Origin of the sequence: Pseudomonas sp. FSL R10-0056 (genome assembly GCF_009600105.1) — a bacterium.
In the GTDB taxonomy this organism is placed as follows: domain Bacteria; phylum Pseudomonadota; class Gammaproteobacteria; order Pseudomonadales; family Pseudomonadaceae; genus Aquipseudomonas; species Aquipseudomonas bubulae.
In genome coordinates, this window is record NZ_WIWL01000171.1 from 21,354 (window position 1) to 46,543 (window position 25,190).

At 50.1% G+C, this 25,190-nt stretch carries 22 protein-coding genes and 2 pseudogenes; 12 read left to right on the forward strand and 12 right to left on the reverse strand.

Annotated features, from left to right (window positions below; all coding sequences use genetic code 11):
• Nucleotides 1-15 precede the first annotated feature (15 nt).
• Both GHO42_RS26415 and GHO42_RS10150 read left to right on the forward strand, forming a co-directional pair.
• Entirely contained in the window at nt 16-261 is a 246-nt protein-coding gene (locus GHO42_RS26415; RefSeq protein ID WP_081609225.1) for a transposase, read from the forward strand.
• Nucleotides 207-747 (forward strand): annotated as a pseudogene (locus GHO42_RS10150) (transposase); the annotation flags it as partial. The gene GHO42_RS26415 and the pseudogene GHO42_RS10150, both read left to right, overlap by 55 nt.
• Nucleotides 748-1,203: 456 nt before the next feature.
• Here the strand turns inward: GHO42_RS10150 and GHO42_RS10155 are convergent.
• A complete protein-coding gene (locus GHO42_RS10155) occupies nt 1,204-1,479 on the reverse strand; it encodes a hypothetical protein (protein ID WP_017736212.1) in 276 nt (91 codons plus the stop codon).
• A 182-nt stretch (nt 1,480-1,661) separates the two neighbouring features.
• Here GHO42_RS10155 and GHO42_RS10160 point away from each other — a divergent pair.
• The 6 genes and pseudogenes from GHO42_RS10160 to GHO42_RS10185 all read left to right on the forward strand — a co-directional run.
• Nucleotides 1,662-1,971: pseudogene (locus GHO42_RS10160) on the forward strand (transposase); the annotation flags it as partial.
• 419 nt (nt 1,972-2,390) lie between these two features.
• On the forward strand, nt 2,391-2,615 hold the full coding sequence (locus GHO42_RS26065) for a transposase (protein WP_153326449.1): 225 nt from the start codon (nt 2,391-2,393) through the stop codon (nt 2,613-2,615).
• Between the two features lie 641 nt (nt 2,616-3,256).
• A complete protein-coding gene (locus GHO42_RS10170) occupies nt 3,257-4,162 on the forward strand; it encodes a cation diffusion facilitator family transporter (RefSeq protein ID WP_026136732.1) in 906 nt (301 codons plus the stop codon).
• Between the two features lie 567 nt (nt 4,163-4,729).
• Nucleotides 4,730-5,404 (forward strand): heavy metal response regulator transcription factor, encoded by a 675-nt coding sequence (locus GHO42_RS10175; RefSeq protein ID WP_017736210.1) that lies wholly within the window; start codon nt 4,730-4,732, stop codon nt 5,402-5,404.
• Nucleotides 5,401-6,819: a heavy metal sensor histidine kinase gene (locus GHO42_RS10180; RefSeq protein ID WP_090409099.1), complete on the forward strand. Its 1,419-nt coding sequence runs from the start codon at nt 5,401-5,403 to the stop codon at nt 6,817-6,819. Before GHO42_RS10175 ends, GHO42_RS10180 begins: the two co-directional genes overlap by 4 nt.
• 736 nt (nt 6,820-7,555) lie before the next feature.
• The gene (locus tag GHO42_RS10185) at nt 7,556-7,768 is read left to right on the forward strand and encodes a hypothetical protein (RefSeq protein WP_153326451.1); all 213 of its coding nucleotides are present in this window, start codon (nt 7,556-7,558) and stop codon (nt 7,766-7,768) included.
• 240 nt (nt 7,769-8,008) lie between these two features.
• Here GHO42_RS10185 and GHO42_RS10190 read toward each other — a convergent pair whose 3' ends face one another.
• The 7 genes from GHO42_RS10190 to GHO42_RS10220 all read right to left on the reverse strand — a co-directional run bounded on the left by GHO42_RS10190 (nt 8,009) and on the right by GHO42_RS10220 (nt 17,667).
• Nucleotides 8,009-9,409, reverse strand: coding sequence for a glycosyltransferase family 39 protein (locus GHO42_RS10190; protein WP_153326453.1), 1,401 nt, complete (start codon nt 9,407-9,409; stop codon nt 8,009-8,011).
• The gene (locus GHO42_RS10195; RefSeq protein WP_090409093.1) at nt 9,403-10,386 is read right to left on the reverse strand and encodes a glycosyltransferase family 2 protein; all 984 of its coding nucleotides are present in this window, start codon (nt 10,384-10,386) and stop codon (nt 9,403-9,405) included. The genes GHO42_RS10190 and GHO42_RS10195 overlap by 7 nt, the downstream gene beginning before the upstream one ends.
• Complete coding sequence (locus GHO42_RS10200; protein WP_090409089.1) at nt 10,352-10,771, reverse strand: GtrA family protein; 420 nt, start codon at nt 10,769-10,771, stop codon at nt 10,352-10,354. Before GHO42_RS10200 ends, GHO42_RS10195 begins: the two co-directional genes overlap by 35 nt.
• A 631-nt stretch (nt 10,772-11,402) precedes the next feature.
• On the reverse strand, nt 11,403-11,729 hold the full coding sequence (locus tag GHO42_RS10205) for a DUF2790 domain-containing protein (protein ID WP_017736204.1): 327 nt from the start codon (nt 11,727-11,729) through the stop codon (nt 11,403-11,405).
• A gap of 156 nt (nt 11,730-11,885) precedes the next feature.
• A complete protein-coding gene (locus GHO42_RS10210) occupies nt 11,886-15,041 on the reverse strand; it encodes a CusA/CzcA family heavy metal efflux RND transporter (protein WP_153326455.1) in 3,156 nt (1,051 codons plus the stop codon).
• A gap of 24 nt (nt 15,042-15,065) precedes the next feature.
• Nucleotides 15,066-16,322 carry an efflux RND transporter periplasmic adaptor subunit gene (locus GHO42_RS10215; RefSeq protein ID WP_090409085.1) on the reverse strand — a complete coding sequence of 419 codons (1,257 nt, stop codon included), beginning with the start codon at nt 16,320-16,322 and terminating at the stop codon, nt 15,066-15,068.
• Nucleotides 16,323-16,389: 67 nt separating this feature from the next.
• Nucleotides 16,390-17,667: a TolC family protein gene (locus GHO42_RS10220; RefSeq protein ID WP_090409082.1), complete on the reverse strand. Its 1,278-nt coding sequence runs from the start codon at nt 17,665-17,667 to the stop codon at nt 16,390-16,392.
• A 401-nt stretch (nt 17,668-18,068) separates the two neighbouring features.
• Here GHO42_RS10220 and GHO42_RS10225 point away from each other — a divergent pair, with 401 nt between their 5' ends.
• Both GHO42_RS10225 and GHO42_RS10230 read left to right on the forward strand, forming a co-directional pair.
• Nucleotides 18,069-19,415, forward strand: coding sequence for an OprD family porin (locus GHO42_RS10225; protein ID WP_026136728.1), 1,347 nt, complete (start codon nt 18,069-18,071; stop codon nt 19,413-19,415).
• Between the two features lie 496 nt (nt 19,416-19,911).
• A complete protein-coding gene (locus GHO42_RS10230) occupies nt 19,912-20,586 on the forward strand; it encodes a heavy metal response regulator transcription factor (protein WP_017736199.1) in 675 nt (224 codons plus the stop codon).
• Between the two features lie 257 nt (nt 20,587-20,843).
• Here the strand turns inward: GHO42_RS10230 and GHO42_RS10235 are convergent, their stop codons facing one another.
• Nucleotides 20,844-21,065 (reverse strand): hypothetical protein, encoded by a 222-nt coding sequence (locus GHO42_RS10235; RefSeq protein WP_153326457.1) that lies wholly within the window; start codon nt 21,063-21,065, stop codon nt 20,844-20,846.
• A gap of 941 nt (nt 21,066-22,006) precedes the next feature.
• Complete coding sequence (locus GHO42_RS26070; protein ID WP_233099368.1) at nt 22,007-22,402, reverse strand: hypothetical protein; 396 nt, start codon at nt 22,400-22,402, stop codon at nt 22,007-22,009.
• Between the two features lie 335 nt (nt 22,403-22,737).
• Between GHO42_RS26070 and GHO42_RS10240 the strand changes: the two genes are divergently transcribed.
• Nucleotides 22,738-23,193: a helix-turn-helix domain-containing protein gene (locus GHO42_RS10240; protein WP_017736196.1), complete on the forward strand. Its 456-nt coding sequence runs from the start codon at nt 22,738-22,740 to the stop codon at nt 23,191-23,193.
• 131 nt (nt 23,194-23,324) lie between these two features.
• Here the strand turns inward: GHO42_RS10240 and GHO42_RS10245 are convergent, their stop codons facing one another.
• Nucleotides 23,325-23,591, reverse strand: coding sequence for a YebG family protein (locus GHO42_RS10245; RefSeq protein WP_026136726.1), 267 nt, complete (start codon nt 23,589-23,591; stop codon nt 23,325-23,327).
• A 586-nt stretch (nt 23,592-24,177) separates the two neighbouring features.
• Here GHO42_RS10245 and GHO42_RS10250 point away from each other — a divergent pair.
• Nucleotides 24,178-24,678 carry a phosphate-starvation-inducible protein PsiE gene (locus tag GHO42_RS10250; protein ID WP_016781843.1) on the forward strand — a complete coding sequence of 167 codons (501 nt, stop codon included), beginning with the start codon at nt 24,178-24,180 and terminating at the stop codon, nt 24,676-24,678.
• Between the two features lie 74 nt (nt 24,679-24,752).
• Here GHO42_RS10250 and GHO42_RS10255 read toward each other — a convergent pair whose 3' ends face one another.
• Nucleotides 24,753-25,181 carry an HPF/RaiA family ribosome-associated protein gene (locus GHO42_RS10255; RefSeq protein WP_095001183.1) on the reverse strand — a complete coding sequence of 143 codons (429 nt, stop codon included), beginning with the start codon at nt 25,179-25,181 and terminating at the stop codon, nt 24,753-24,755.
• Nucleotides 25,182-25,190 lie beyond the last annotated feature (9 nt).

Here is a 25,190-nt window from a genome sequence, read left to right on the forward strand (position 1 = left end):
ATCGCCAGGATTTCCATGCGCCAACGCAGCTCTTACCCCAAACTATTTAAAGCCCAAGTCGTCCAGGAATGCCTGCAACCCGGAGCGACGATTTCCAGCGTAGCCATCCATCACGGCATCAACGCCAACGTGATCCGCAAGTGGCTACCGATTTACCGGGATCAATCACCCGCAACTCTGCCGGCCTTCATCCCCGTACAAGCTGTACCCACGCGCGGCGCAAGTTCTTCGATCTGCACGTCGCGAATAAAAGCCAGTTGACGGAGCAGGCGCTTCACTCGATTGGCGGGCTGTACGAAGTTGAGCGACACGCCAAGGAAATGAGCTACGAAGACTATTGGCGATTACGCCAGGAAACGGCGGTGCCCATCGCTGAAAAACTGCATGAGTGGATGCTGGCCACCAACGCGAACTTGTGCCCGAGGGCTCAGCTACGGCCAAGGCCCTGGATTACAGCCTTAAACACTGGGTAGCACTGACGCGCTACCTGGAAGATGGCGCTGTGACCATCACAACAACCAAATCGAGAACTTGATCCGACCGTGTGCGCTTGGGCGGTCGAACTGGTTGTTTGCTGGGTCGCTGCGCAGCGGCAAACGGGCGCCGGCGATCATGAGCTAGATCCAGTCTGCGCGGGTCAATGGTCATGATCCGTATGCATATCTGAAAGACGTTCTCACGCGACTGCCGATGCAGCGGGCGAGTGAAATCGATCAATTGCTGCCGCATAAATGGTCGCCGGTTTAATTACGCGAGGCGTGATAGCCGGACATATAAAAGGGAATGCCAATGCCAAATGGATTACAAGATGGGAGCCAGCAGCAATGAGCTTTGACATTATTATTTTGAAGCCTACTAACCTCAGTGAAAACGATCTGTCCAACGTCGAGGACGTGCTAGATATTGGATGCCATGAGGCCGTAATCACATTTCTGGAGTTGGTGTTCCCTGGATGTGCCCAAGGTGCATTTTCGGATGGTGAACGCTACTCGCTCGAGTATGCTCAAAATGGAGACCCAGTGACCACCATACACCTTACTCTCAGATACGGGCGAGACTAGTCTGAGGCAACCGATGCTGAGTTCCTGACCCTGCTCTTGAGGCTCTGCCAATTGCTCCAGTCAGTAGCTTTTGCGGTCTCCGATAACTCAAGGATCACACCTTCCTGCTAAAGACGGCGCATCTTGCTCGCCATGGAGCGGCTCACCTAGCCAATTGGTGCGCGTACTTGATCACATGGGCAGGAAAAAATTCTTCATAAAAAGCAGTGGGAATGCCGAGGATACTTATCTCGATGCAATCGGGCAGAAGCTCTTCAGCGTAATCCAGAATGGCGACTCCCATAGATGGAATAACCAAGCCTGCTTCGGTTTTTACTGAAAGGGCCAAACCGGACTGGTTGAAGTGATTTGTGCGGCACTCGTTTTGAATAGCAGGATACCCAGTGGTTGGCTCGAATTGGCCGAAAGCAACGCCCATGGGAGGATCTCCACTCTCCAGCGACGAGTTGCCAACCAAAATCAATCCGCTATAAATCGAAAATCGCGCCATCTGATCGCCTATTGCTTGCCGTGGCATTGGATATTTATGGTGTTTATCACTTGATTAGCTTGAATGCGAGAGCGCCGTGGAGGTTCGGAAGATGACTTGGCCGAACGCTTACGGCCATCAGCAGAGCACTCGATTACAGCCTGAAACGCTGGGCAGCGCTATCGCACTAACTCAATGACGGGAGCGTTCCCATAGATAACAATTGGGCGGAAAACCAAATTAGGCCATGGCGCTTGGACGCAAAACTGGCTCTTCGCAGGGTCGTTGCGTAGCGGAAAAAGGGCTGCGGCAATCATGAGCCTGATTCAGTCTGCGCGCATGAACGGCACATGACCCGTATGGCTATCGCGGTTGTCGACGCAGAGGGCCAGTGAAATTGGACAGTTGTTGGCGCACCAGTGGGTAGCTCCATCGGATTGATCTAATGGGTGTCACCCACTGGATTTCCCATTTTTTTCCCTGTCGTTGGCTAGATTTTCTTAACCGCGCCAAGAATTTCTTAAAATGTGCGCCAAACACTCAGAAAATATTAACCGAAAATGGCCGCGTAACCACTATTTTCGGGTTTTCCGCTTATCGGCGGTAAGCGTCCCGCAATCACACCTTGCCGCACTGTGCTTTCTGGACGACCTGGACTTTGAACGGTTGGCATAAGAGCTACGTTGGCACATGGACATCCTAGCTATAAGGGTGATCGCGTTCGCTTAAAAATACGCGGGCACCATCGCCCTTAATGCTGGAGTTCGGTAGGTGACTTGGCCGGACGGTTACCATTCCGTCAGGCATCTCAGTAGTCAGAACTCCTGCCTGCCTAGATTGTTGCCGTCAGAGTTTTCGCTTTGGGTGGGTTACCAACCGCTTACCACGCACGAGCCTGCTTGGGCGGATGGAACGGCAAGCTGGTCTGCGATGACTTTGCCGGCTACAAGGCAGGCTTTGAGCTGGGCGTTACGCAGATCGGCTGCATGGCCTATGCCCGCAAAGTTCTTCGACTTGCATGCGACCAACAAGAGCTAGATCGCCGAAAAAGCACTGCCCTACATCGCGGCCTTATACGAAGTTGAACGAGAAGTCTGTGAGCTGAAACCGGGTGATCGACAGCGAATACGGCAGGAAAAGCAACGCCAATCACCGACGCACTTCATACCTGGATGACCTCCCAAAGATAGCTTGTGCCTGAGGGTTCGGCCATCGCCAAGGCCCTGGATTACAGTTTCAAAAACTAGATAGCGCGGGCGGTACTGTGCCCATCGCTTACTCTGAGAATTTAATAGCAGCGTAACGCCCAGTCTTTATTTAAAGCACGTAGCGATTTATACCTAATCCTGGCTGGTAGCGTATGGGAGTCAGGAATATTCTGTGAGAGCCTAAAGTTTTCCGACAATTTTAGTGTAGCCACTCACTCATAACGACACGATGACCGCGTAATTACAATCCCGACAGAATCCCGCCTAGACCTTTTGATTTCGCCTGAGTCGCCTTATGATCAAAATCAGTAGCAATCTACCACTTGAAACGTAGCCACCGTTTAGCATGGCGCTTAAAACTCAGCATTCGTAAAGTCGTTATTTTATCCTATACCTGACCAAAATATGATTTTTTCTAAAAGTCGGCGAACAGAATACTTAATTAAGCTATATTTAGGAAACACGTAGCTCCATAGCAGGGCAAGTGTGCGTCCTCTACGTTACGGAAGGAGAAGTATGTGGCATCTAATCACTCTCATGGCGCTGCAGCGCTAAGTGAAGGTCACCAGAAAAAGCTAGTCATGGCACTGGCCTTGACAGGCAGCTTCATGATTGCTGAAGTGATCGGAGCATGGATTACTGGCAGCTTAGCATTGCTGTCCGACGCGTCGCATATGCTTACAGATACTGCCGCCCTGATGATTTCGTTGATTGCGCTTCAAATAGCCAAGCGGCCAGCAGATCAGAAACGAACTTTTGGCTATGCTCGCCTGGAAATTTTAGCATCTACATTCAACGCCCTATTGCTCTTCATGGTGGCTATTTACATTTTGTACGAAGCTTATCAACGCTTCCTAATACCTTCTGAGATCGCAACCGGCGCGATGATGTGGATCGCTATTGGGGGCCTTGTTGTAAATCTGATATCGATGCGCTTGCTCTCCTCAGCGAGTAATGAAAGTCTGAATGTCAAGGGAGCCTATCTCGAAGTTTGGAGCGACATGCTTGGGTCATTGGGCGTGATAATTGCCGCACTTATAATCCGGTTTACGGGTTGGAGTTGGATCGATACGGTCGTCGCCGTAGCGATCGGAGTATGGGTGCTGCCGCGCACTTGGCAGCTAATGCGCGAGAGTTTGGGAATCCTTATGGAAGGGGTTCCTGGCGGCCTCAACATTAAGGAGATCGAGTCGACGATTCTACGTGTCGATGGTGTCACAGACGTTCATGATCTACATGTTTGGGCTGTAAGTAGCGGTCGCAACGTACTGACGTCGCACGTTGTAGTTCGCGACTCAGTAGATCGAGATGCTGCGCTAGCAGATGTAATCAATGCGGTAAGTCATGCGTTCGACATTCACCATTGCACAATTCAAATGGAGAATACGGACTTCCATAAGGACACTCCAATTCCTCCACACTAGTCAACCTAGAAAAATTAAATCGTAGGATTAATATTGAAGGCGTCAGCACCAAAAATTTAGATTAATTTTGGCTCATTACTTAGCGTCGAGAGACAGGTCAATTAAAAATTATTTTATTGTCACGTTGCGTTAGCAACAATGCCACCAGCTGAAGGTTACAAAACTAAAATATTGGCACGTTAACCAGGAATATAATTTTTACTCGGATCGATTGATGCCAAATCACAATGGAACTGACCAAAAAAATATCCAGCGGCTCTCGAGCAGAATAGTCTGGTGCATCCGCCAGTCGTGGCAGTGCTCAACTACCTGATTCATCAAAGCTATGCTGCACCAATAATTTAAATCGCCACAACTTTCAGTGGCCTTGCGATCAAATTAAAAATTTGTAATTTTTCGCCAAAACCCACTATTTCGCGTTAATATTCGAGCATCCTGAGTTGATCACGGCGTATTGATATAGGTAGAAATCACCACATGCCAAGCACGCAGAGAAACTTTAAACTGGCCTTAAATCACGATCAGGGAGAGCTCGGCCCCCTCCTTACTCACACCTTGAGATAAGTTATGCGCGTACTAGTTGTGGAAGACGAGATTAAAACCGCGGAATATATTCAGCAGGGTCTATCCGAAAGCGGGTACGTCGTAGACATTGTACACAATGGTGTTGATGCTCTTCACTTGTTCAATACGATTGTTTATTCGCTCGTACTCCTAGATGTGAACCTCCCGGGCATCGATGGTTGGGACCTCTTGGAAACTATCAGAAAAACTAGCCGGGTTCGCATCATCATGCTGACTGCCCGCGGACGCATTAATGACAAGCTTAGGGGCTTGGATGGTGGTGCAGATGATTATCTCGTCAAGCCCTTTGAGTTCCCCGAATTGCTTGCTCGCATCCGGTCACTGCAAAGGCGTGGCGATGAGCTTGTCGAGAAGAGCACACTTATAGTTGCGGATTTGGAATTGGATTCCTTGCGCCATAGAGTATGCCGAGGAGCGACACGCATTGATCTCACCACAAAGGAATTTGCTCTCCTGCACCTACTAATGAGCAGAACAGGCGAAGCGCTTGCCCGTTCGCAAATAATCTCGTTGGTCTGGGACGTAAATTTTGACTGCGATACTAACGTCATTGATGTCGCCATCCGGAGATTGCGCTCAAAAATTGATGATCCATTTGAGACCAAGCTCATACACACACTTCGAGGCGTCGGATACGTGTTGGAGGAGCGTACATGAGGCCTTTCAGCCTCGCTGTGAAGGTGGGATTCAAAGTTGGACTGATGAGTGCGGCGTTGCTGCTTCTTTTCGCCACCTTCGGTTATCTGATGGTGAGCCAAGCTCTTGAGAGAAACGCCCGAACCGACCTCGAAGTGAAAATGGCAGGCATGGCTCACAACCTTTCCGCAATCACTGCTATTTCTGGTGTAAATGCAGACGCCCACCAGCTTGTTGACTTGGTCATGGGGCATAACAATCTTTACGTCAGCATCTTCGAATCGACACAAACTCTAACTCCATTGCTCTCGATAGGCTCGAAGCAAGTCAACATGGAAGTGCACAAATTCCAGCCTACCGAACAGGCGGAGCAGCGAGAGTGGCGCGACTCGACGGGCCGCCCGCTAATGAGCGCCTCACGAGTCATGCGCTTAGGCGATGGAACCGAAGTTAGTGTATTCATGACCATGGACCAGTCATCTAACCATGCCCTTCTTGATGCGTTGCTCACCTGGGCATTAATGGTGTCGCCTCTTATTCTCATGCTGATCTTGGCAATTGGGTGGTGGACTGTACGCAGAGGACTGCTCCCCCTCACCAAGTTCCTGAAGGTCGCCTCAAGGATTTCCACCGAGAGCCTTGAGCATCGCCTTCCAACAAAGGGGATGCCGGCAGAACTTAAGAATCTCGCCGATGGAATTAACATCATGCTGATGCGTTTAGACGACGGAGTTCAGCAGCTTTCGCAGTTCTCTGACGACCTTGCTCACGAACTGCGGGCACCACTGTCTAACCTGATGGGTAAAGCTCAGGTCGCGTTAACTCGGGAACGATCCCTCCCTGAGTATAGAGAGGTCCTAGAGTCGTGCACTGAAGAGCTACATCGCATGAGCCGGATGGTTTCCGACATGCTATTCCTAGCCCAAGTCAGCCACCCAGCGTCAATGGTAGAGTTCGAAAGCGTATCTCTAATCGACGAAACTCAGCGGGTCTGCGATCTGTTCAGCATTTCGGCCGAAGAAGGTGAGATACAGCTCCAGATCGCAGGAAGTGGAGACGTGGTGCATGGTAATCAGATAATGATTCAGCGAGCCGTCTCGAACCTGGTCTCGAACGCGATCCGCTACTGCCCTCGTGGTCGGACGGTTTACGTGAAGGTTCAACGTGGTGCTGACGGCGCTACATTGAGTGTTGGCAATCCGGGACGTGGGATCGCCAAGGAACACCACGCGCATTTGTTCGAGCGATTTTACCGGGTGGACAAAAGTCGAGCACGAAGCGAGGGTGGCACCGGTCTTGGCTTAGCTATCGTTCAGTCAATCATGATTTTGCATCAGGGTTCGGCAAGCGTGGAAGTTACGGATCAGAATTTCACTTGGTTTCACCTTAACTTCCCCGAAGTTCAAATGAAACAACAAGAAATGAAGCCAGCTTAGCTCCGTGTAACGAAGAAGGCCCGGTTATAGATGGGCCCCCTTCGCTCTAGGTGCAGGCGCGAATGCCTGAGACGTAGCCGACGCGTGGGTGCTCAAGGACTCACTGACGTTATGCGAGAAAAAACTCTATCGCCAGAATCCTCACATGGCGCGTAGAAAACCGGCGGGTCTCTGAACTTCAGACCGAATAATTCGCAACCGTTGCTTTTGCATAGCGCTCAACGATCAGAGACCCCGCTACACTCTGCAGAATTTGAAATGCTTCGAACTGTAAGTCGATCTCGACGGCATGAGGCCGCACCTTCTCTCTTGCACCTTCCCCCGGAATATGCGGCGGAGATCGTAAATTCATCGAAAAAAATCAATTGATCTCCCCCGCGACCGCGTCGCGCGCCCTAATGTAAAATGAAAGCTCACTTAGCTGTAAATTGAGTCTTGATGCATGGGCGAAAATCAAAGACTTCTGCCACTCAGGGCTCTAAAACGAACATGATTAGCTCCTTGGCAAGCAAGAAAAGCCTCCAGTGTTAATGCACCGGATATCAAAATTGAAAATTAATAAAAGCCCCAGCTCTTCATCGTCTTTTGTTATCGCCTGGAAGACTTAAACCTTCTCGCCAAGCGTAAAATTACGAAATTGTAATTATTAACTCATCTTGCCGTTAGCTTCGTAATCCTAGACTAGTAACCAACAAAGGATGCTATCAAGGCAGACCTAGTGAATATCGAGGCTTCAATGAAATTCGTAAAATACTTCTCTATTGGCAGCCTGCTAGTTGGGCTTACAGGTTTCGCGTTTGCTGAAGATGGTTTCGAGCGAACTAAGCAGTTCAAGGAAAACTTCCGAGCCGAACAGGCTCGCTTGTGGGGCCCTGACTCCTCGGAGCAAGGTAAACAGAAAGTTGCTCAAGAAAAGCAGGAAGAGCGTCAGGAGCAAGCCGACAACTAATAGGCGGTTAGATGTAAAATGACGATTTGTATCGACGAAAAGCCAGATTAATATCTGGCTTTTTCTTACATTTAGTGTTAGCTATTCCAGCGGTGATAGACGGAACTACTCAGATACAGAGATCATCTCTAAGACTTATTGTTCTTATAAATCTGAAATAACGTCACGCTTTGAGTATGTCCTTCATCGGATGATCATTTTCGATTAGAGCCCGCTACGCCATCTGCTGCAAAATCTTCACTATCTTGGCCCAGTATTCTCCCATCGACAAAGAAGCAGTAGGCTTGCGTTCGTTTCGGTAACTCTTACGCAACCTAGGCCTGTAGGCAGATCAGCATTGCTGTCGCGCAAACGCCTGGAAAGATAGAAAAAGCTGTTGCGAGGCCACTCATCAGGATCTTTGATGTTTTCGGACATTCCCCTACTATAAAACTCAGAAGAATACGAACGACGGCCAGGATAGATCAGGGCACCCGATTGAGCCGACTGTGCTTTGAACCAGGCGTCAACCACATCTCGCTGGTTTTGAGGGCGTTCGTCTAGTACTCCAGCGTAAATGATACCTGCGCCCACAATTGGCAGCAGGAAAGCGCTCGCTGCAGCAGCCCGGCTGGTATAAAGGCCGACTTCACTGATTCGCCCTGCAAGAAGCAGCGCCCAGGCGGGTAGAGCCGGGAGCAGATAGGTCCAGAGAATGTTGCCAGAGAACGTGAAGAAGAGAGGCGTGGCCAATGCCCAGAGCCACATATAAGCCTCGAAACGCCGCATCGATGCTCTTCTGCGAATCATTAGAGGCAGGAAAAATGCCCAAGGCAACAGCGACAGACCGAGCTGGATCCAGATGGTGCCATATGGCTTGGCATGTGCACTGCCATATAGGTCCCCAGCCCAATCACTAATTACATATCGGCTCCAGTGTTCACCAACAAAAAAATATTCCATGAACCCAGGCGTCTTTATTTCGGCCGCGACATACCAAGGCACAGAAATACCGAGCATGAGAATAATCCCGGTTACCCACGGAAGCATCATCATCCGATTCCATTCTTTGTGGATGACGATCCAGGCGAATGCCGGCATGCCCATCAACACCAGTGTCAGTGGTCCCTTAGCGAGTAAGCCCAAGCCCAGACCTAAGAACATCAGATAGGCATCCGCTTTGCCTGCACACTTCATCCAACGCCAAAAACCATAGCTAGCAAGCAGTATAGAGAACGACAGAACAGGGTCAGTCAGTACAACACCACTGGATACCAGGCCCAGTGTTGTGCTTGAGAAGATGATGGCTCCCCAAATGCCAGCCCTGCGCGACATCTCCTGGGTCGCGAGCTTAATGATGATAAAGCAGCTTGCTAGGTGAAGTAGCCAAGCTGGAAATCGGGCAGCGAATTCGTTGATACCGAATAACTTCATGCTCGCTGCCTGAGTCCAGAAAGACAGTGGCGGCTTACCCCAAAACGGTACTCCATAATCGAACATTGGGGTAATCCAGTCATTCAGTTCGACCATCTTGCGTGCCATTTCGGCATAGCGTGCTTCGGACGTATCCATCAGGGGATATGCTCCCAGCCCCAGAAGACGTAAAAGCAGAATCGAGATTAGGATCCACAGAAGTATCCGCTCGTTTTTCAAGTTCAGCATTTCTTACTCTCGATCGAGGAAACCGGAGGGTGAATAGTCACGGGGGTTGCTTTGTTATTGCTCTTCAAAAAATAAAGCGGTCGGCGTTTGACTTCCGCGAGCGTCACACCCAAGTACTCGCCCACCATGGCAACCCCCAAGCACATAAATGAAGTCATTCCGAGCAGCAAGTGATGGATGTCGAAGGAGCCTGCCACGAGCGCTGCGAGCAGGAAACAGATACTGGAGACGAAGAAGCCGAAGCTAATGAGGCTGAATATACGCAGCGGCTTTCGAGAGAAACTGAGAACACTTTCAATGGCTAGATTGAACAGCCCAGCGGCGTTCCATTTGGTATTACCCGCATGACGAAAAGTGCGATTGTAGGGTAGCTCTATGGTACGAAAACCCACCCAGCCGATCAGGCTCTTAAGAATTCTGGAGCGTTCGTCTAGCGCTCTCAATGCAGCCAATGGCGCAGGGCCAATCAGACGGAAGTCACTGACATCCGCCGGGAGATCAACTTTCTCCACCAGTCGCTGCATGATCCAGTAGTAACTGCGCGCACTCATGCGCTTTAGCAAGGAATCGCCGGTTCGCAAGTCGCGTTGCATGTTCACAACGTCGTAACCCATCTGCCAGTGGTGCACCATGCTCGTAATGAGTTCAGGCGGGTCCTGCAGGTCCACGTCAATAAAGATCAATGCGCTACCGCGCGCGTGGTCGATGCCTGCACTTAACGCAGCCTCTTTGCCGAAGTTTCGGCTCAGGAACAGGCAGCGTACATCAGATCCATCCTGATAGTGGCGAAGTAAGTCTGCAGTACGGTCATTGCTTCCGTCGTCGATATAAAGAATCTCGCACGAGACAGGCAAACACCTTACGACGCGGGTGATGCGCTTGTGAAATTCGGGAATGGTTTGCTCTTCTTGAAAGCAGGGCACCACAATGGTTAACAAAGGATCAGGGCGTTCGGAAAGCCGATGTAATGTCTGCATGATTGAATGTCCAGAAACGGTGTGCGATGAATCCGAGCGCAGTTAGGATTAACGTCACCAATATCTGGGATATAAACGGTGACAGGTCAATTTTAATTAAGACCCACATGCCCATTCCATTACCGAGGTTTGTCGCCAACGAAATCAGCAAAAACCTAATGGGTTGAAGCTTACAATCTCCCTTCGCTATAAAGCAGAGCCTTTTATTACCAACATAGCTAACAAACGCGCCTAAGACGCCTCCGCTAACGCTGGCCAACACTGGATCAGCAAACCCGCTCGCGACCAGTGCAAGGAAAACAGAGTAATGCACTCCCGTTGCAATAGATCCGACCCCTAGATAACGAATAAATAACGCTACAATAGGCAAGTTTTTATTTTCCATCTGCGAAGCTTAAGGAGTTCAAAGTGAAAAAAAAGTGAAAATTACATGTGATTTCAGAGCTGAATAACTTCAACATGACTCGAAAATTACAATTTTGAAAAAAACGGACAATCCATATCACAAGTATAGATACCCCACATTACCCTGCTGCGAGTTGAATGGGTGACCACATAGTAAGTTTGTCTGTCGCAGAGATTATTTAGTGCAGAGAGACTGGGAATCACAATTGTACGCTTCTAGGCTTTCCCACATACCACAAGCTTCCAATTTACTCCACAGGTCGAAGTCTTAGAAATACACTGCCCCAATCATTCGGCCTCGCCAATTTTAGCCGTCTTAATATCAAAATATTCAACAGGTTAAGTACCAAAAGCTCACTCTGAGCAAGCTGCGATCAGGTTAACCTAGGGAAAGTTACTATTGCTGAGCCATCAGGAGGGTCAACCAGATGTTATGAGCTCGATCGTTCTGAATGCAGGTGTTCCAACCAAGTATATTGGCTATAACGTATTAAGGCTTGAGGGCGAGTAGCACCATCGGTGCAACAATGTTTGCCTAGTACCACTCCAGGCGCCTTAAAAAACGCCAGGCATTGCCTGGCGCTTATTAAATGCCTAGCCATTCAAAAAATTCAGCTTTTGTTATTCGGGCATTGCGAGAATACAGAATAGCGAATCGTCTTGAGTTCACCCTGGGGGTCTTCGTAGCTCATCAATCGTGAATAAATCTGGCAAGTACGAGGGTCCTGGGATTGACGTACGAATTTCTCTACATCAATCTTCATACCGTATTTATAGTCGACAATCTCTGGCATAGGCTTGTTATTTTTTTTCGCGTAGGCAGCCACGGCACTTTGGTGCTCCTGGATGTATTCCATCTGCTTCTTCTCGGAAAAAGTAGTGGCTTGCGAAGTCATAGAGCAAAAAACAAGTGCAGCTGCAACAATAAGCTTTTTCATAAGTTTCTCTCGATATCAATGTCACTGGAAGCAACCTTATCAATTCATAGGCATCACCGGCATGACGGAAAACTTACAATTTTGAAAGGTGAAATATCGACCCTATAAAAACGAAAAAGCCCACAACTGTTGTTGTGGGCTTTTGTTTATCGGCTATCAGCTTTCTGCTTCATCGCCGTCATCATCCTTGCGGTGTGCCCATTGATACAGAGCAGGCAACACCAGCAAGGTAAGTGCGGTGGAGGACAAGATACCGCCGATCACCACTGTAGCCAGCGGCCGCTGAACCTCTGCACCGGTACCGGTTGCCAGTGCCATAGGTATGAATCCCAGGGATGCAACAAGGGCAGTCATCAGCACTGGCCGTAATCGAGTCAATGCGCCTTCATCAACTGCGTGACGTAGGGTACGCCCTTCCTCACGTAGTCCGCGGATAAAGGAAATCATTACCAAACCGTTCAACACAGCTACACCGGAAAGCGCAATGAATCCGACCCCTGCCGAGATCGACAGCGGGATATCCCGCAGCCAAAGCGCGACTACGCCACCCGTGAGTGCGAATGGGATCCCGGTGAAGACCAGCATGCCATCCTTGAGGTTGTTGAACATCAAGAACAACAACGTCATGACCAACAGCAAAGCTACCGGAACAACTACCTGCAGACGTTTGGCTGCTGACTGCAGTTGCTCGAACTGACCACCCCACGTGGTCCAGTAGCCAGCGGGAATCTCCACGCCGGTTGCCAGAGCACTGCTCGCTTCTTCAACAAACGAACCCAGGTCACGCCCCCGAACGTTTGCGCTGACCACAACAACACGCTTACCGTTCTCTCGGCTTATCTGGTTCGGACCTAGCTGCAGATCCAGGCTAGCCACTTGGGACAGCGGAATGAAGCCGATTTGATTCGCCCCTTGTGCCGCATTCGGCGGCACGGGAATCAGCAAGCCGGACAACCCCGCTACATCTGTACGCAGTGTTTCAGATAGACGTACCACCATATCGAAGCGGCGATCGCCCTCATAAAGCGTGCCGGCCTGACGACCACCTACTGCGATTGCAATCGCATCTTGCACTGCGCCGATGTTCAGGCTGTAACGTGCTGCCTTCTCCCGATCAATATTGATGGTAAGTACAGGCAGGCCTGTAGTCTGCTCTACCTTCACCTCCGAAGACCCCTGGACACCCTTTAATGCAGTGGCTATCTTCGCTGCTGTTCGATTTAGAACGTCCATGTCATCGCCGAACACCTTGACGGCCACGTCACTGCGGACACCCGAAATGAGTTCGTTGAAGCGCAGTTGAATAGGTTGGGACAACTCATAGTTGCTGCCAGGCACACTTGCTGCAGCTTTCTGAACTTCAGCAATTAGCTCTTCACGCGATCGATTGGGATCTGGCCACTGGTCTTTCGGCTTCAGCATCACGTAAGCGTCTGAGATATTCGGCGGCATTGGATCGGAAGCAATTTCCGCTGTGCCGGTACGGGCAAACATTCGCTCGACCTCAGGCACCTGCTCAATGACGGCTTTTTCCAAGCGCTGCTGCATGTCTACGGACTGAGTCAAGCTAGTCCCCGGTACTCGTAAAGCCTGCAGCGCAAAATCCCCTTCACTCAGACTCGGAATGAACTCACTGCCCATTCGGCTCGCGAGCACACCACTTAGAACGACCAAGGCTAGGGCGGCGGAAAATGCGATGCTTCTATGCTTAAGCACCCACTGCAGAACGGGAGCGTAACGCTGCCGTGCAATACGCATCACCATCCCCTCTTCTTCCTTGACCTTGCCTGTGACGAACATGGCAATTGCCGCAGGAACAAAGGTTACGGAGAGAATCATCGCGCCGACAAGTGCCATCACCACGGTAAATGCCATGGGGTGGAACATTTTTCCTTCGACACCGGTGAGTGCAAAGATCGGCAAATACACAACCATGATAATCAGCTGACCGAAGATCAAGGGGCGGCGAGCTTCCCGTGCAGCTGCAAAAACCTCGTGAAAGCGCTCGGCTTTGGTGAGCATCCGCCCATGCTTGTTTTGTGCATGAGCCAGCCGCCTGATTGCGTTCTCGACAATCACTACCGCCCCATCAACAATGATGCCAAAGTCGAGTGCGCCAAGGCTCATCAAGTTGGCACTGACCTTGTTGTTGAACATGCCTGTAAACGTGAACAACATGGACAACGGGATCACCATGGCAGTGATCAGTGCCGCACGGATGTTACCGAGGAACAGGAACAAGATAACGATTACAAGAATCGCCCCTTCAATCAGGTTCCTCTTCACTGTCGATATGGCTTTTTCAACCAAATTGGTACGGTCGTAGACGGTAACGGCAACAACGCCCTTGGGTAGGGTACGGTTAATGTCAGCCAGTTTGGCTGCAACAGCTTGAGATACTGTCCGGCTGTTTTCGCCGATCAGCATGAACACCGTACCCAATACAACCTCTCGACCGTTCTCAGTAGCAGCTCCAGAGCGCAGCTCTTTCCCGATGCTGACTTCAGCGACATTGCTGACTCGAATCGGCACGCCATCGACACTGGTAATCACAATATTGGCGATATCTTCGATACTGCCTACCTGGCCGGGTGCGCGGATGAGCAACTGCTCACCGCTGCGCTCGACGTAACCGGCGCCAACGTTGGCGTTGTTGCTTTCCAACGCAGCGACCAGATCATTAAGAGTCAGCTTGTAAGTGGCCAGACGTTTCGGATCCGGAGCAATCAGGTACTGCTTGGCATAGCCACCAATGGTGTTGATCTCGGCCACACCCCGGACGTTGCGCAATTGTGGCTTGATTATCCAATCCTGGATCACGCGCAAATCAGTTGGTGTATAGGCCGTACCATCCTCTTTGACAGCGCCTTTCTCAGTCTCGACAGTCCACAGGAAGATCTCGCCGAGACCCGTTGATACAGGCCCCATCACTGCGTCTACGCCATCCGGCAACTGCTCCTTCGCTACCTGCAGTCGCTCGTTGACCTGTTGCCTAGCGAAGAAGATGTCGGTGCCGTCTTCAAAAATGACGGTGACCTGAGATAGTCCAGAGCGAGAAAGGGAACGAGTCTGCTGAAGGCCCGGCAAGCCAGCCATTGCCGTTTCAACTGGAAAGGTAATTCGCTGTTCGGTTTCCAACGGAGAGTAACCAGGAGCAGCAGTGTTGACCTGAACCTGTACGTTGGTAATATCTGGTACTGCATCAATAGGCAGCTTTTGATAGCTGTAGACACCGATACCGGCCATGATCAGCACGGCTATCATTACAACGATGCGCTGCTCAATGGCGAATCTTATGAGACGTTCAAACATGTGGAATGATCCTGTCAGTTCGCATCAGTGACTGTGCTCGGCACTAGCCTTGCCGAGCTCGGACTTGAGCGTGAAGCTGCCACTGGCTGCCACTTGGGCGCCGGATTGGAGGCCTTCGGTTATTTCCACATAGCCACCTGCACGGCGACCAAGCGTTACCGTGCGAGTGTCAAATCCCTCAGTGGTCCTGACGAATACCGCAGGCTTTTCCTCAACGGTCTGCACTGCGGATTCTGGAACGGCTACGGCCACCCGATCAGTCTGTGAAGTGACCGCGATGCTTACGAAAAGGCCTGGTCGCCAGGCTCCATTAGGATTGGTCAGCGTGACGCGAACGGTCGCTGCACGGTTCTGCTCACCCAGGAGGCTGCCTACATAACCAACCTTGCCGTCCACCTCAGCCTTCATGTCAGGCGAAGAAACCTTTACCGCACGGCCTGTCACAACCTTCCCCAAATCGCCCGGAGGAACTGCGAAGGTTGCCCACACCTGATTGAGGTCTGAAAGAATGAAAGCGTTGGTTGCCTCGCTGACAACCTCACCGACGGTCAGGTGCTTCTCCACGACAACTGCGTCGAAGGGCGCGCGAAGCTCGTAGCGGTTACCGCCGGCAGAATTGACCGATGCCCCGATAGCTCCGACCTTTTGCTTAGCATTGGCCAAGGATATATCTGCCTCTTGCAACCCTTGACGAGCCTGGAGGTAATCCTGTTCGGCGGAGATTTTGTCCTGCCACAACTGTTTCTCGCGGTCAAAGGTCAAACGTGCCAGTTCTACACGTCGTTGAGCGGCTTGTTGCTCACTGCGTAGATCGGAGATCTGTTGACTCGCAATCACCGCAAGGACTTGCCCCTTCTTAACCGACTCTCCGAGGTTGGCCTGAACGCTTTCTACAACGCCAGGTACGCGAGGCACGACATGCGCTGTATGGTCCTCGTCAAACCGTATCTCGCCAGGAAAAGTCACGACAGTGCTAAGTTCTCGGGGAGCCGCAGCTTCGAGGACGACACCGGCAGCCTTGATCTGCTCAGCGCTAAGCGTCATCTTGCCTTCTTCCTCCTCTCCCTTTTCGCTGTCGCTGTGGCCCTCCTCACCGTGGCCATCATCCCCCCCCTCTTCAGCGGGTGCTGCGGCAATCTTCTTATGCTCATGGCCGTCCTCAGCGCCGTGTTCGGCATTACTGGCTGGCGGCTGCTCAGAACTAGAGTTCCAGGCGAAGCTGCCAAATCCAAGGGCTGCCACAGCGGCTACCGCCAGTGCGATCTTACGTTTGTTGTCCATTGTTACTCCTGCTGATCGTAGGTAGCGGCTTATTCAAAGACGCGTACCGAGGAAAATGTCTAGGCGTTCAGCGAAAACTGGCATTCGATCCGACGTCGCCATAAACCCTTTCCACCTGCGCACGCGCATTGGTTGCAGCCGCCAACGAGTCGAGGTACTGGCCACGAGCGACTATCAAGGTGCGCTGCGCATCCAGCACTTCGATGAAGCCGAATTTGCCCATCTCAAATCCACGCGTTGCGGTATCCACGGCCAGTTGAGCTGAAGGCAGAATCGTCTTGTCGTAAGACTCGACCTCTTGCATGGCGGTAGCCCACTGGTTAACTGCGGTTTGGGTTTCGGAGCGTAGCCTTAGCTCTACAGCGTTTCGTTGGTCTCGGGCCTGATCTGCGCGGCGAGAAGCGGAAAGAATGTTGCCCTGATTACGATCAAAGAGCGGCAAAGGCATCGACAGCCCCACGAGGTTGACCCGCTCGCGAACAGACCGGTCATATTGGCTACCCACACTCACAGTGAGATTCGGGATACGTTGGGCCTTTTCCGACCCGAGTGAGGCATCGCTCTTGTCTATTTGAGCAAGCGCCTGTCGCATCTCTGCAGTTTGATCAAGCTTCGCCAATAATTCTGCGGCCTGCGGCGGAATGCCGGGAGATAGGTTTGGCGAGTCCAGACGATCAAATGCAGTAGCCGAGCTGCCTATTACCTGGGCCAATTGCTGGTAAGCCGTTGACTTCGCTGTTTCAGCGCGCCTTACCTGTAACTTGGCTTCAGCCAACTGCACCTGGGCGCGCGTAGCCTCCACCGGTGAGGACTTACCGGCGCGCACCCGACCATCGACTATGCGCAGACCGCGTTCGGTGAGCTCCAAAGATTGTTTTGCCAGGTTCAAGCCTGTCTGAGCCCTTAAGGCGGCGTAGAAAAACTGGACAACATCCGCACGAAGACTATTGACTCGTCGGTCCAGCTCTAGCTGCGCGACGGTTTGACCGTAGGTGGCAACTTCGATACGAGCACTTCGTTTGCCACCCAACTCTAAAGGCTGACTAAGGGTGACTGTGGTCGTGCTTGTATTACGACGGGTGTCTTCCACGTCATACGAAATTTCAGGATTAGGGATGAGTCCCGCTTGCTTGCGAACTCCTTCCGAGATGCCGATTTCCTGACGCGCAGCTGCAAGATCGGGGTTAGCATCCATTGCAGTGGAAAGCGCTTCGGCCAGGCTAATACTCTGAGCAAATGCGGCTGGCACGATCGCTCCTGAAAGGAGCGTACAGAATGCAATGGCTCTCAAGGGAAAGACAAAGACAGAGGTTTTAGATAAAACGTTGTGATTATACCAGGGCACTTTATGGTCCTCGTGCACAAACTTTGATAAAGCTTGGCGAGAACGTATTTACAGCCGCCAAGCTCCACTGGATCAGGTGATGGCACTCTAATCAGCGATCGCTATCAGTGGGGTGGCTGTAAAATTACAATTTCGTTAGAAAGTACGTTCGACATTAAAATTTCCCGCCCAGTTGCGCGCGGGACAAGCTATTGAGTAAATCAGTCCGCAGCTACAAAACGTCCTTAAATACGACAGATAACAATTAGATTACCAAATTGTAATTTTTCTATCACCAATCCGTTATCTTTGATCTGCAACTATCATGTCAGGTCCTACGCAGGTGCCCGGCCGGGCCACAAAAAAAATATAGCCGTGTCGGTAAATCAAAATAAAAGCTGCCGTAATCAAAGGGGCATCAAATGAAAATTAAAGTACCGTTGTGTGTGTTGGCAGCTTCTGCTTTTTCCATAAGCTATACAGCTATAGCAAACGCGGAAGATAAGTCATCAGAAGGTTTTATTGACGGTAGCAGCCTCACTGTTTTAAACCGAAACTTCTATTTCAATCGTGATAATCGCAGCTCTTCTGCGCCAACGTTCAATAGCGGCAAGGGAAACACCAACGGATATTCTGAAGCTTGGGCGCATGCGATAATTTCTAAATTCAACTCGGGCTTCACCCAAGGCACCGTCGGCTTTGGTTTAGATGCCTTCGCTATGATCGGCCTCAAGCTCGATACAGGCGATGGCCGTAACGGCGGCCGAAGCTCCTTCGATGTGTTGCCAGTTGATGGAAAGGGCCAGGCCCGTGATGAATACACGAAGGTTGGGGGGGCTGCCAAAGTCCGCCTGTTCGATACCGTAGTGAAATTGGGTGATGTCTTCCCAGCGACACCAGTCGTTGCATCAGGAGACGCACGTCTACTGCCAGAAAGCTTCCGCGGTGTAACGGTTGAAAACACCAGCATGCAAGGCCTCACCCTGCAGGGTGGCAGACTACACGCGATGAGCCAACCAGTATCCAGCGACCTGAACGATAACTTCGTGACCTTCTATGGCGGCCCAGTCAACTCGCCTTGGATCGGTTACGGTGGCGGCGATTACAAGGTCAACGACAGTGTTACTGTAAGTCTCTATGCCAGCCAGCTAAAAGATGTATGGAATCAATACTACGCCGGGACAAGCGTCTCCTACCCGCTTAGCAATGATTTGACCCTGATCAGCGGCTTTAATTACTATAAAGCTGTTGACGAAGGCAAGAAGCGTTTGGGTGAGTTCGATAATAATATCTGGAGCGCCAAGCTCGGCGTCAGGTATGGTGCACACACCCTCGCACTGTCGCATCAGCGTAACAATGGCGATGACGATTTCGACTATTTACGTCAATCAGACTCGATATTCGTCGACAACTCAATTCAGTACAGCGATTTCAACTCGCCAAAAGAACGCTCTTGGATGCTGCGCTACGACCTAAACATGACCGACTACGGTATTCCAGGCCTTTCGTTCATGACTCGCTATGCCAAAGGCTCTGGCGCGGACTACTCTAATGCCAATCAGTTTTACATGCGTACCGATGACAATGGCAATCCGCTCACCAATCAAAAACGTTGGGAGCGTGACATTGAGGTTAAATACGTAGTGCAAACAGGAGCTGCCAAAGACCTTTCTTTGAGATTGCGCCAAGCAAATACACGAGCAACTGCTTTCGAATCGGATTTGGATGAAGTGCGCCTGATCGTTGAATACCCACTTTCGGTACTATAAGCTATTGCGTTGCTCTGCTACTCCTCCAGCCGAAACTTCTGAAAAGCAAATCGCTAGTTCAACGAATTCACCTTGAGTTGCTTAAATGCTCCTTTGGTAAAAGGTGAATATTTTACGCCCTTCGGGGCGTTTTTTTTTACTAAAATTCCAATACCTGTTCAAGGATGTGCATGGCATCCCGATGGAGTTCATGGCTGCACCAGTGGCCCACGTCCTCAACGTGAGAGTCGACCCCATCATCTGAACGGAACAGAGCGACCACGACAAATAGAACAACCCAATATTTCATAAGGTAAATTCACCTAATGGGGGAGGGTCCGCAATTGACAAACCCAGATGGCGACACATTAAACTGCGAGGTTATCAAGCGTATTGCTTAACAATTACAAGTCCGTTATTTAAGCCACGGACAGTTAGTTTTGATTTACCATTCCCCCCAATGATGACTGCGCACTTGCGTGGTTAAAACTGCTGAGTAATATCGAGACAAAATCCAATGCGAATTCTGGTAATTGAGGATGAAGTAAAAACTGCTGAATATGTACGCCAGGGCCTCACTGAGTGCGGATATGTAGTGGATTGCGTACATACCGGCTCTGACGGGCTATTTCTGGCCAAGCAGCACATGTACGAACTCATTATTCTAGATATCAATCTTCCAGAGATGGATGGCTGGCAAGTTCTAGAACTATTACGACGGAAAGATTGCTCTTCGCGTATTATGATGCTCACTGCCCGCAGCCGACTAATCGATAAAGTCAGAGGTTTGGAGAATGGAGCTGATGACTACCTAATTAAACCCTTCGAATTCCCCGAATTGCTTGCTCGAGTTCGCGCATTGATGCGTAGGTCGGATAGTGCTGCATCTGTAGAAATCATTCGCGTAGCTGACCTTGAGTTGGATCAAAGCCGCCACAGAGCGTTCAGAGATGGTCAGCGTATAGACTTAACAACAAAGGAGTTTGCTCTGCTGCACTATCTAATGCGGAATACGGGCATTGTTCTGAGCCGCACACAAATCATATCCCAAGTGTGGGATATGAATTTTGACTGCGACACTAATGTCGTTGAGGTTTCCATAAGAAGACTTAGAGCCAAGATGGACGACCCTTTTGAGAGTAAGTTAATTCACACACTTAGAGGCGTGGGATATGTTCTAGAAAAACGCTAGATTTACATTATTAAAAATAATGAACGTGCGAATAATATTTGATGCCTTCAAATAATGCCCCGTTCAAAATCTTTGGTAGCAATATAAAGCGCTCAAATTCAGACTATTAAAAGTGTTCGTTCAGGAGGGTGTTTTTAGCAGAGCAGTCAGGAAAGCCTTAAATTTTAATATGTCGCCAAATTCATGCTCCCAAGTGGCGCTCCGCAGATTTACTACTTTGAGATTGACATCATCGAAATGGCGCCGCCATAGGGCAATTACTTGTCGAATACTGCAGAGAAAATCTTACTGCCGCCTTGTTGTTGGTCTTGTAAAGACCTGTAAGCCTTCAGCCACTTCCCGGCCTCCCGCTCAGCTCTTGTTCTCTCGAACAGCATCTGGGCGTGAGACTCAAGTGCTAACTCAAAGCGCTTCTTAAGATCAATGTTTTCTTGTTTTATCTCTTCAATTTTTTTGGCAGCCTCACCACGTTGAGGCAATTTTCTTTTTCCATTTTTTAAAACTATATCCCTCACTTAATAATATTTAGTATTTGATCGAGCTATGAGGGATCGAGACCTACCAGTCTCGTCGTCTACGGCGGACAACGTGAATTCTACCTTGGCTTTGCGCTGCATTTCTAAATTTTTATGATTACGGGGCACGTTGTTTACCAGCCTCTCAAAAGCCTTGCTTATAATATCAAACTCGTCAATAGAGCGTTTTCGAAAATTAGTCATTGATATTAAATTGCCGCCTATTCCGACTAATTACCCAAAGACAAAATCCTTATAGTTTTTCGCCTGTTCAGCCTGTTTACGGATAACAGCGAATGAAGATTCACTCTTAGGCATATCCGAAGTCAAGAAATTCGAATATCCTGAATATCGATATTTCCAGAATGATAAATGGCTTCTGTTAATAATAAAACATTGACATCCTAAACATACGCTAAGCTGCTGAGCTTTATAATTAGGTGCTCTACCTATCGGGGGCCTTCTTCCGCATACCCGATGTCACTGCATCTGCGAATCATCTAGAGGAAGACCAGTGGCGTGCGGTGCGAACCAGATAACCAATCCTTTTTCAAACAAAAAAGTGTCTAACATCAGCCCATCCTTGGGCCTTATTTTGACCCTTTTGCTATCGTGGATACCACATAAAGCGTTAACCAAAGTAGGAGAAAATCCTCTTCTAACAACAAACTTTGACTGGCGGGAGGAGGCCGCCATAACAACCACTGTCGAGTCCGCGACTAGACAATAGGCGCCTCCAGGAAAGTAAAATCCAACCTAATCTGTTGCCGCTGACCGAAAACTGACCCATTGGGTCAGTTTTCAATCGGCGCCAACATACGACAATTTCGCGGGCATCCGACAGAGCTTCGGCGGCACGTTTGAAATCTGACATCAGAAAGCTCCTCGGTAAGGAGCCACGAGACTTAAGCGAACTTGGGTCTGATCGTCGACTTGCGCCTCAGGTAGAGGGGAGCGTACATCTGGTGACTGGCTGATTTGGGAGCCGGCACTGATATCCTAGGGCGGTGATTTTCCAAGCGCTTTTTCGAGAACCACACCTGTGATGTCTTTTTTTTGCGAAGGTCCAGCTCTCCCATTTTGTAAACACCGCGAGAGGTGCGATATACAACAGCACTTTCTTGAGTTGCTATGCCTTGGAAGCAAATAATTTGGTCCAGGTCCTCCAAACTCCATCTGCCGGAACGGGTCAGGGCTGGTGGGCACAGCATCTGCACGTGACTGATGACAACGTCAGGAGCAGCATTCATATAGTACTGAAGTTCATACGCACAGCTGACCATCGCAGCGCGATCACTCATCTCTGTCTGGGCTGAGGTAATGGTGATAAGAAATCCCACCCCCTCTAGTTCACAGTGTGTCCTAGTGAAAACTTTACGTTCTGCAGGGTCAAGTATGTATATCAATTGCCAACCCATTCCCGATTCAGTCCGTGCCGCTCGTACACTCACAGTGGAAAAATATTCGGTATCGCAGGACTCATCTCGACTGCGTTGTGAGTGTTTGAGGATTTGTAGAACGTTCCTGGAAGGATGAGGATTCCAAGCTTACGCGCTATATATGCATTTTATACCCCCACGATGTGATGCGTCAAAGCATGGCTTTATTCTCTCTTTTGTGAGTACACGGAAGAGAGATGGATTATTTGGAGGCTTTGGGGCAGGTCATAAGGGAAGTCCGGGTTGCTGCTGGGCTCAGTCGAGAGGGCTGTGCACAAGTCCTAAATCGAGATCATCTTGCCAAGGTCGAACAAGGACGCCTGGCCATTTCTGTTCTCAAACTCTATTCTTTATGCGAATGCCTAGGCATCTCCCTCAGCCTTGTGCTTATGGCTGTGGAGGCGCGCATGGTTGGTATCGACCTTGAAGCCTATCGGCATCAGCAAGAACGTGATTTAAACCGACTTGTCGGAGCTGGCCTGCTGAGTAGTGTTATCAATCATGGTGCGAGCCGCGGGGTACGTGGAAAGCGGGCAGAAGATAATCGTTTGGCCATCCAGACTTTGCAAACCGAAGGATTAGCAAAAATGGAGATCGTTCGTAGACTGGGTGTCAGTCGCGCCACAGTCGACCGTTATTGGCTGAAGCGATAAGCGACCAAACACTCCCGAGGGGGTTGTAATTTTAAAAATATTCCAAACATTCCCATTACGCTGGAGCTTAGTTTGCATAAGCTCCAAACGCTTACTAAACGGTCAATCACGTTCGAAGGCTCTGACCTATTTCATCCTTCAGTACCAGTGGCTTCAGAAAGCTCGCTCAAAGCGCCCACATTGTTTTTGAAAGCTGCTGCAAACACTGAGCGATTTTTAGCCATGTAGATGCTCACATCCTCTGCGTGTTTCTCAGATAGCCCCGGTACATGCTTCATCAGTGTGTCCGTCAGCAGCTCCGCCAGCTCAAGCATTTGATCATGCGCATCAGCGAGTTTGCGATCCACAAAAGTAGTCTCCAGGTCTCGGGTACTGCGATAAAGAGTCTCAACTGCCATTTTGGCCTCGTCGTCTGTCTGTCCAGCGTGTATGAGAAAGCATTTGTTCAAATCAAATGCTGGCCGATGAATCTTGCGAACTGTTGCGCTAAAGCCCTACGAGCTAACTAGGCAGGGTGGCAAAAGCGAAAACTAGGCAGGATAATTGGTTTCGAAGGACAATATTTCTCCATCTGGATACTTAAGCTGCTGATACTACGACAGTTTTAGATGCAGCTACCCCGACCAATGGCCTATCTAGGCAGTCCGCTAGTCCGCAAAACGATGTACAAACGCTCCAGATCTCGGCTGCTGCGGTATACCACTTCGACGGCCATTTACCACCTCATATGCCTTCACGTAAATTATCTAGCGATTACTGTATTTATATACAGCTAAAAGGATAAGCCAATCATCGGGATTTGAATAGCGGCTTTTTCACTCTAGCTGTAATTGATAGGCGCAGCGGGTGCCCGACGTGTCTAATTGCCGCCCGCCATCATCTTAAGTGAGCAGCATCAGGCTGCCACATGGCCTTTTTTCTGCATGTTAAAAGCGTCATGTGCATCGCGGATGATCCGTTCGAGTCGATTCAAGGAGCTGCATCGTGAGAGTTAACAAAGCTGAGAAGCTACGTCGCCAGGTTCATGAACTGGCCGAGTCGATGGGCAACCTGTTCGTCGAAACCTTCCATTACCTGGCATTGTTTGCCATTGGCGCGGTCACTGCCTGGGCGGCGGTGATGGAATTCCTGGGAATGGTGGAGAAGGGCAACATCACGATTGATGACATCCTGCTGCTGTTTATCTACCTCGAGCTGGGGGCAATGGTCGGGATTTATTTCAAGACCAACCACATGCCCGTACGCTTCCTGATTTATGTGGCGATCACGGCGCTGACCCGCTTGCTGATTTCCAATGTGTCCCATCACAACCCGCCAGACATGGGAGTGGTGTACCTGACCGGGGCGATCCTGTTGCTGGCCTTCGCCATTCTGGTGGTGCGCTATGCGTCTTCGCAGTTCCCGTCGGTGAAGATCGAGAACCCTCATCGCAAGACCGGTGCCGGTTCCGGCGAGCATCCGGAAGTGGAGAAGGGGGAATTGTAAGTCGATTTTACATATGAAAAAGGGCGGGCTTACCAAGGTAAGCCCGCCCTTTTTTGTGCCTCACTGACGTTCAATCAGCTGATCTTGTCGAGTTCCTTTTCTTTCTCCAGGAACTCTTCTTCAAGCAAGTCATCAGCGGTCTGCTTTGGCTCTTTTGCCTCAAACCCTTCCGGGGCGAGGGTCACTGTACGTTTGCCACGCAGCTTGCCGAACAGGTGCTCCAGAGCGTGCTCCAGTTTTTGAGCAGCACCCTCCACAGCCTGGGTCAGTGAATCAGCGTCGTGGGATACGAGAATTGGCTGGTGTCCTTTAGGTCGAGCCTCCATTTTGCAGCGTTTGTCCTTGGGACCGGACTTGCCGCCATTTTCATCACTGAGATGGACCTCGACCCGGGTCAGATCTTCCAAATGGCGTTCGAGCGTGACTTCAACAGTAGCGGTGACCCAGTCCTGGGTGCGTTTGTCACTGTCGATGTGTTTATCGGAAAAGACGTGAGTAAGCATAGTTCTTCC

Coding starts and splice junctions, on each gene's coding strand:
- GHO42_RS26415 (WP_081609225.1), top strand. CDS start 16: ATGCGCCAACGCAGCTCTTACCCCAAACTATTTAAAGCCCAAGTCGTC.
- GHO42_RS10155 (WP_017736212.1), bottom strand. CDS start 1,479: ATGGGCGTTGCTTTCGGCCAATTCGAGCCAACCACTGGGTATCCTGCT.
- GHO42_RS10175 (WP_017736210.1), top strand. CDS start 4,730: ATGCGCGTACTAGTTGTGGAAGACGAGATTAAAACCGCGGAATATATT.
- GHO42_RS10180 (WP_090409099.1), top strand. CDS start 5,401: ATGAGGCCTTTCAGCCTCGCTGTGAAGGTGGGATTCAAAGTTGGACTG.
- GHO42_RS10185 (WP_153326451.1), top strand. CDS start 7,556: ATGAAATTCGTAAAATACTTCTCTATTGGCAGCCTGCTAGTTGGGCTT.
- GHO42_RS10190 (WP_153326453.1), bottom strand. CDS start 9,409: ATGCTGAACTTGAAAAACGAGCGGATACTTCTGTGGATCCTAATCTCG.
- GHO42_RS10195 (WP_090409093.1), bottom strand. CDS start 10,386: ATGCAGACATTACATCGGCTTTCCGAACGCCCTGATCCTTTGTTAACC.
- GHO42_RS10200 (WP_090409089.1), bottom strand. CDS start 10,771: ATGGAAAATAAAAACTTGCCTATTGTAGCGTTATTTATTCGTTATCTA.
- GHO42_RS10205 (WP_017736204.1), bottom strand. CDS start 11,729: ATGAAAAAGCTTATTGTTGCAGCTGCACTTGTTTTTTGCTCTATGACT.
- GHO42_RS10210 (WP_153326455.1), bottom strand. CDS start 15,041: ATGTTTGAACGTCTCATAAGATTCGCCATTGAGCAGCGCATCGTTGTA.
- GHO42_RS10215 (WP_090409085.1), bottom strand. CDS start 16,322: ATGGACAACAAACGTAAGATCGCACTGGCGGTAGCCGCTGTGGCAGCC.
- GHO42_RS10225 (WP_026136728.1), top strand. CDS start 18,069: ATGAAAATTAAAGTACCGTTGTGTGTGTTGGCAGCTTCTGCTTTTTCC.
- GHO42_RS10230 (WP_017736199.1), top strand. CDS start 19,912: ATGCGAATTCTGGTAATTGAGGATGAAGTAAAAACTGCTGAATATGTA.
- GHO42_RS26070 (WP_233099368.1), bottom strand. CDS start 22,402: ATGAGTGATCGCGCTGCGATGGTCAGCTGTGCGTATGAACTTCAGTAC.
- GHO42_RS10240 (WP_017736196.1), top strand. CDS start 22,738: ATGGATTATTTGGAGGCTTTGGGGCAGGTCATAAGGGAAGTCCGGGTT.
- GHO42_RS10245 (WP_026136726.1), bottom strand. CDS start 23,591: ATGGCAGTTGAGACTCTTTATCGCAGTACCCGAGACCTGGAGACTACT.
- GHO42_RS10255 (WP_095001183.1), bottom strand. CDS start 25,181: ATGCTTACTCACGTCTTTTCCGATAAACACATCGACAGTGACAAACGC.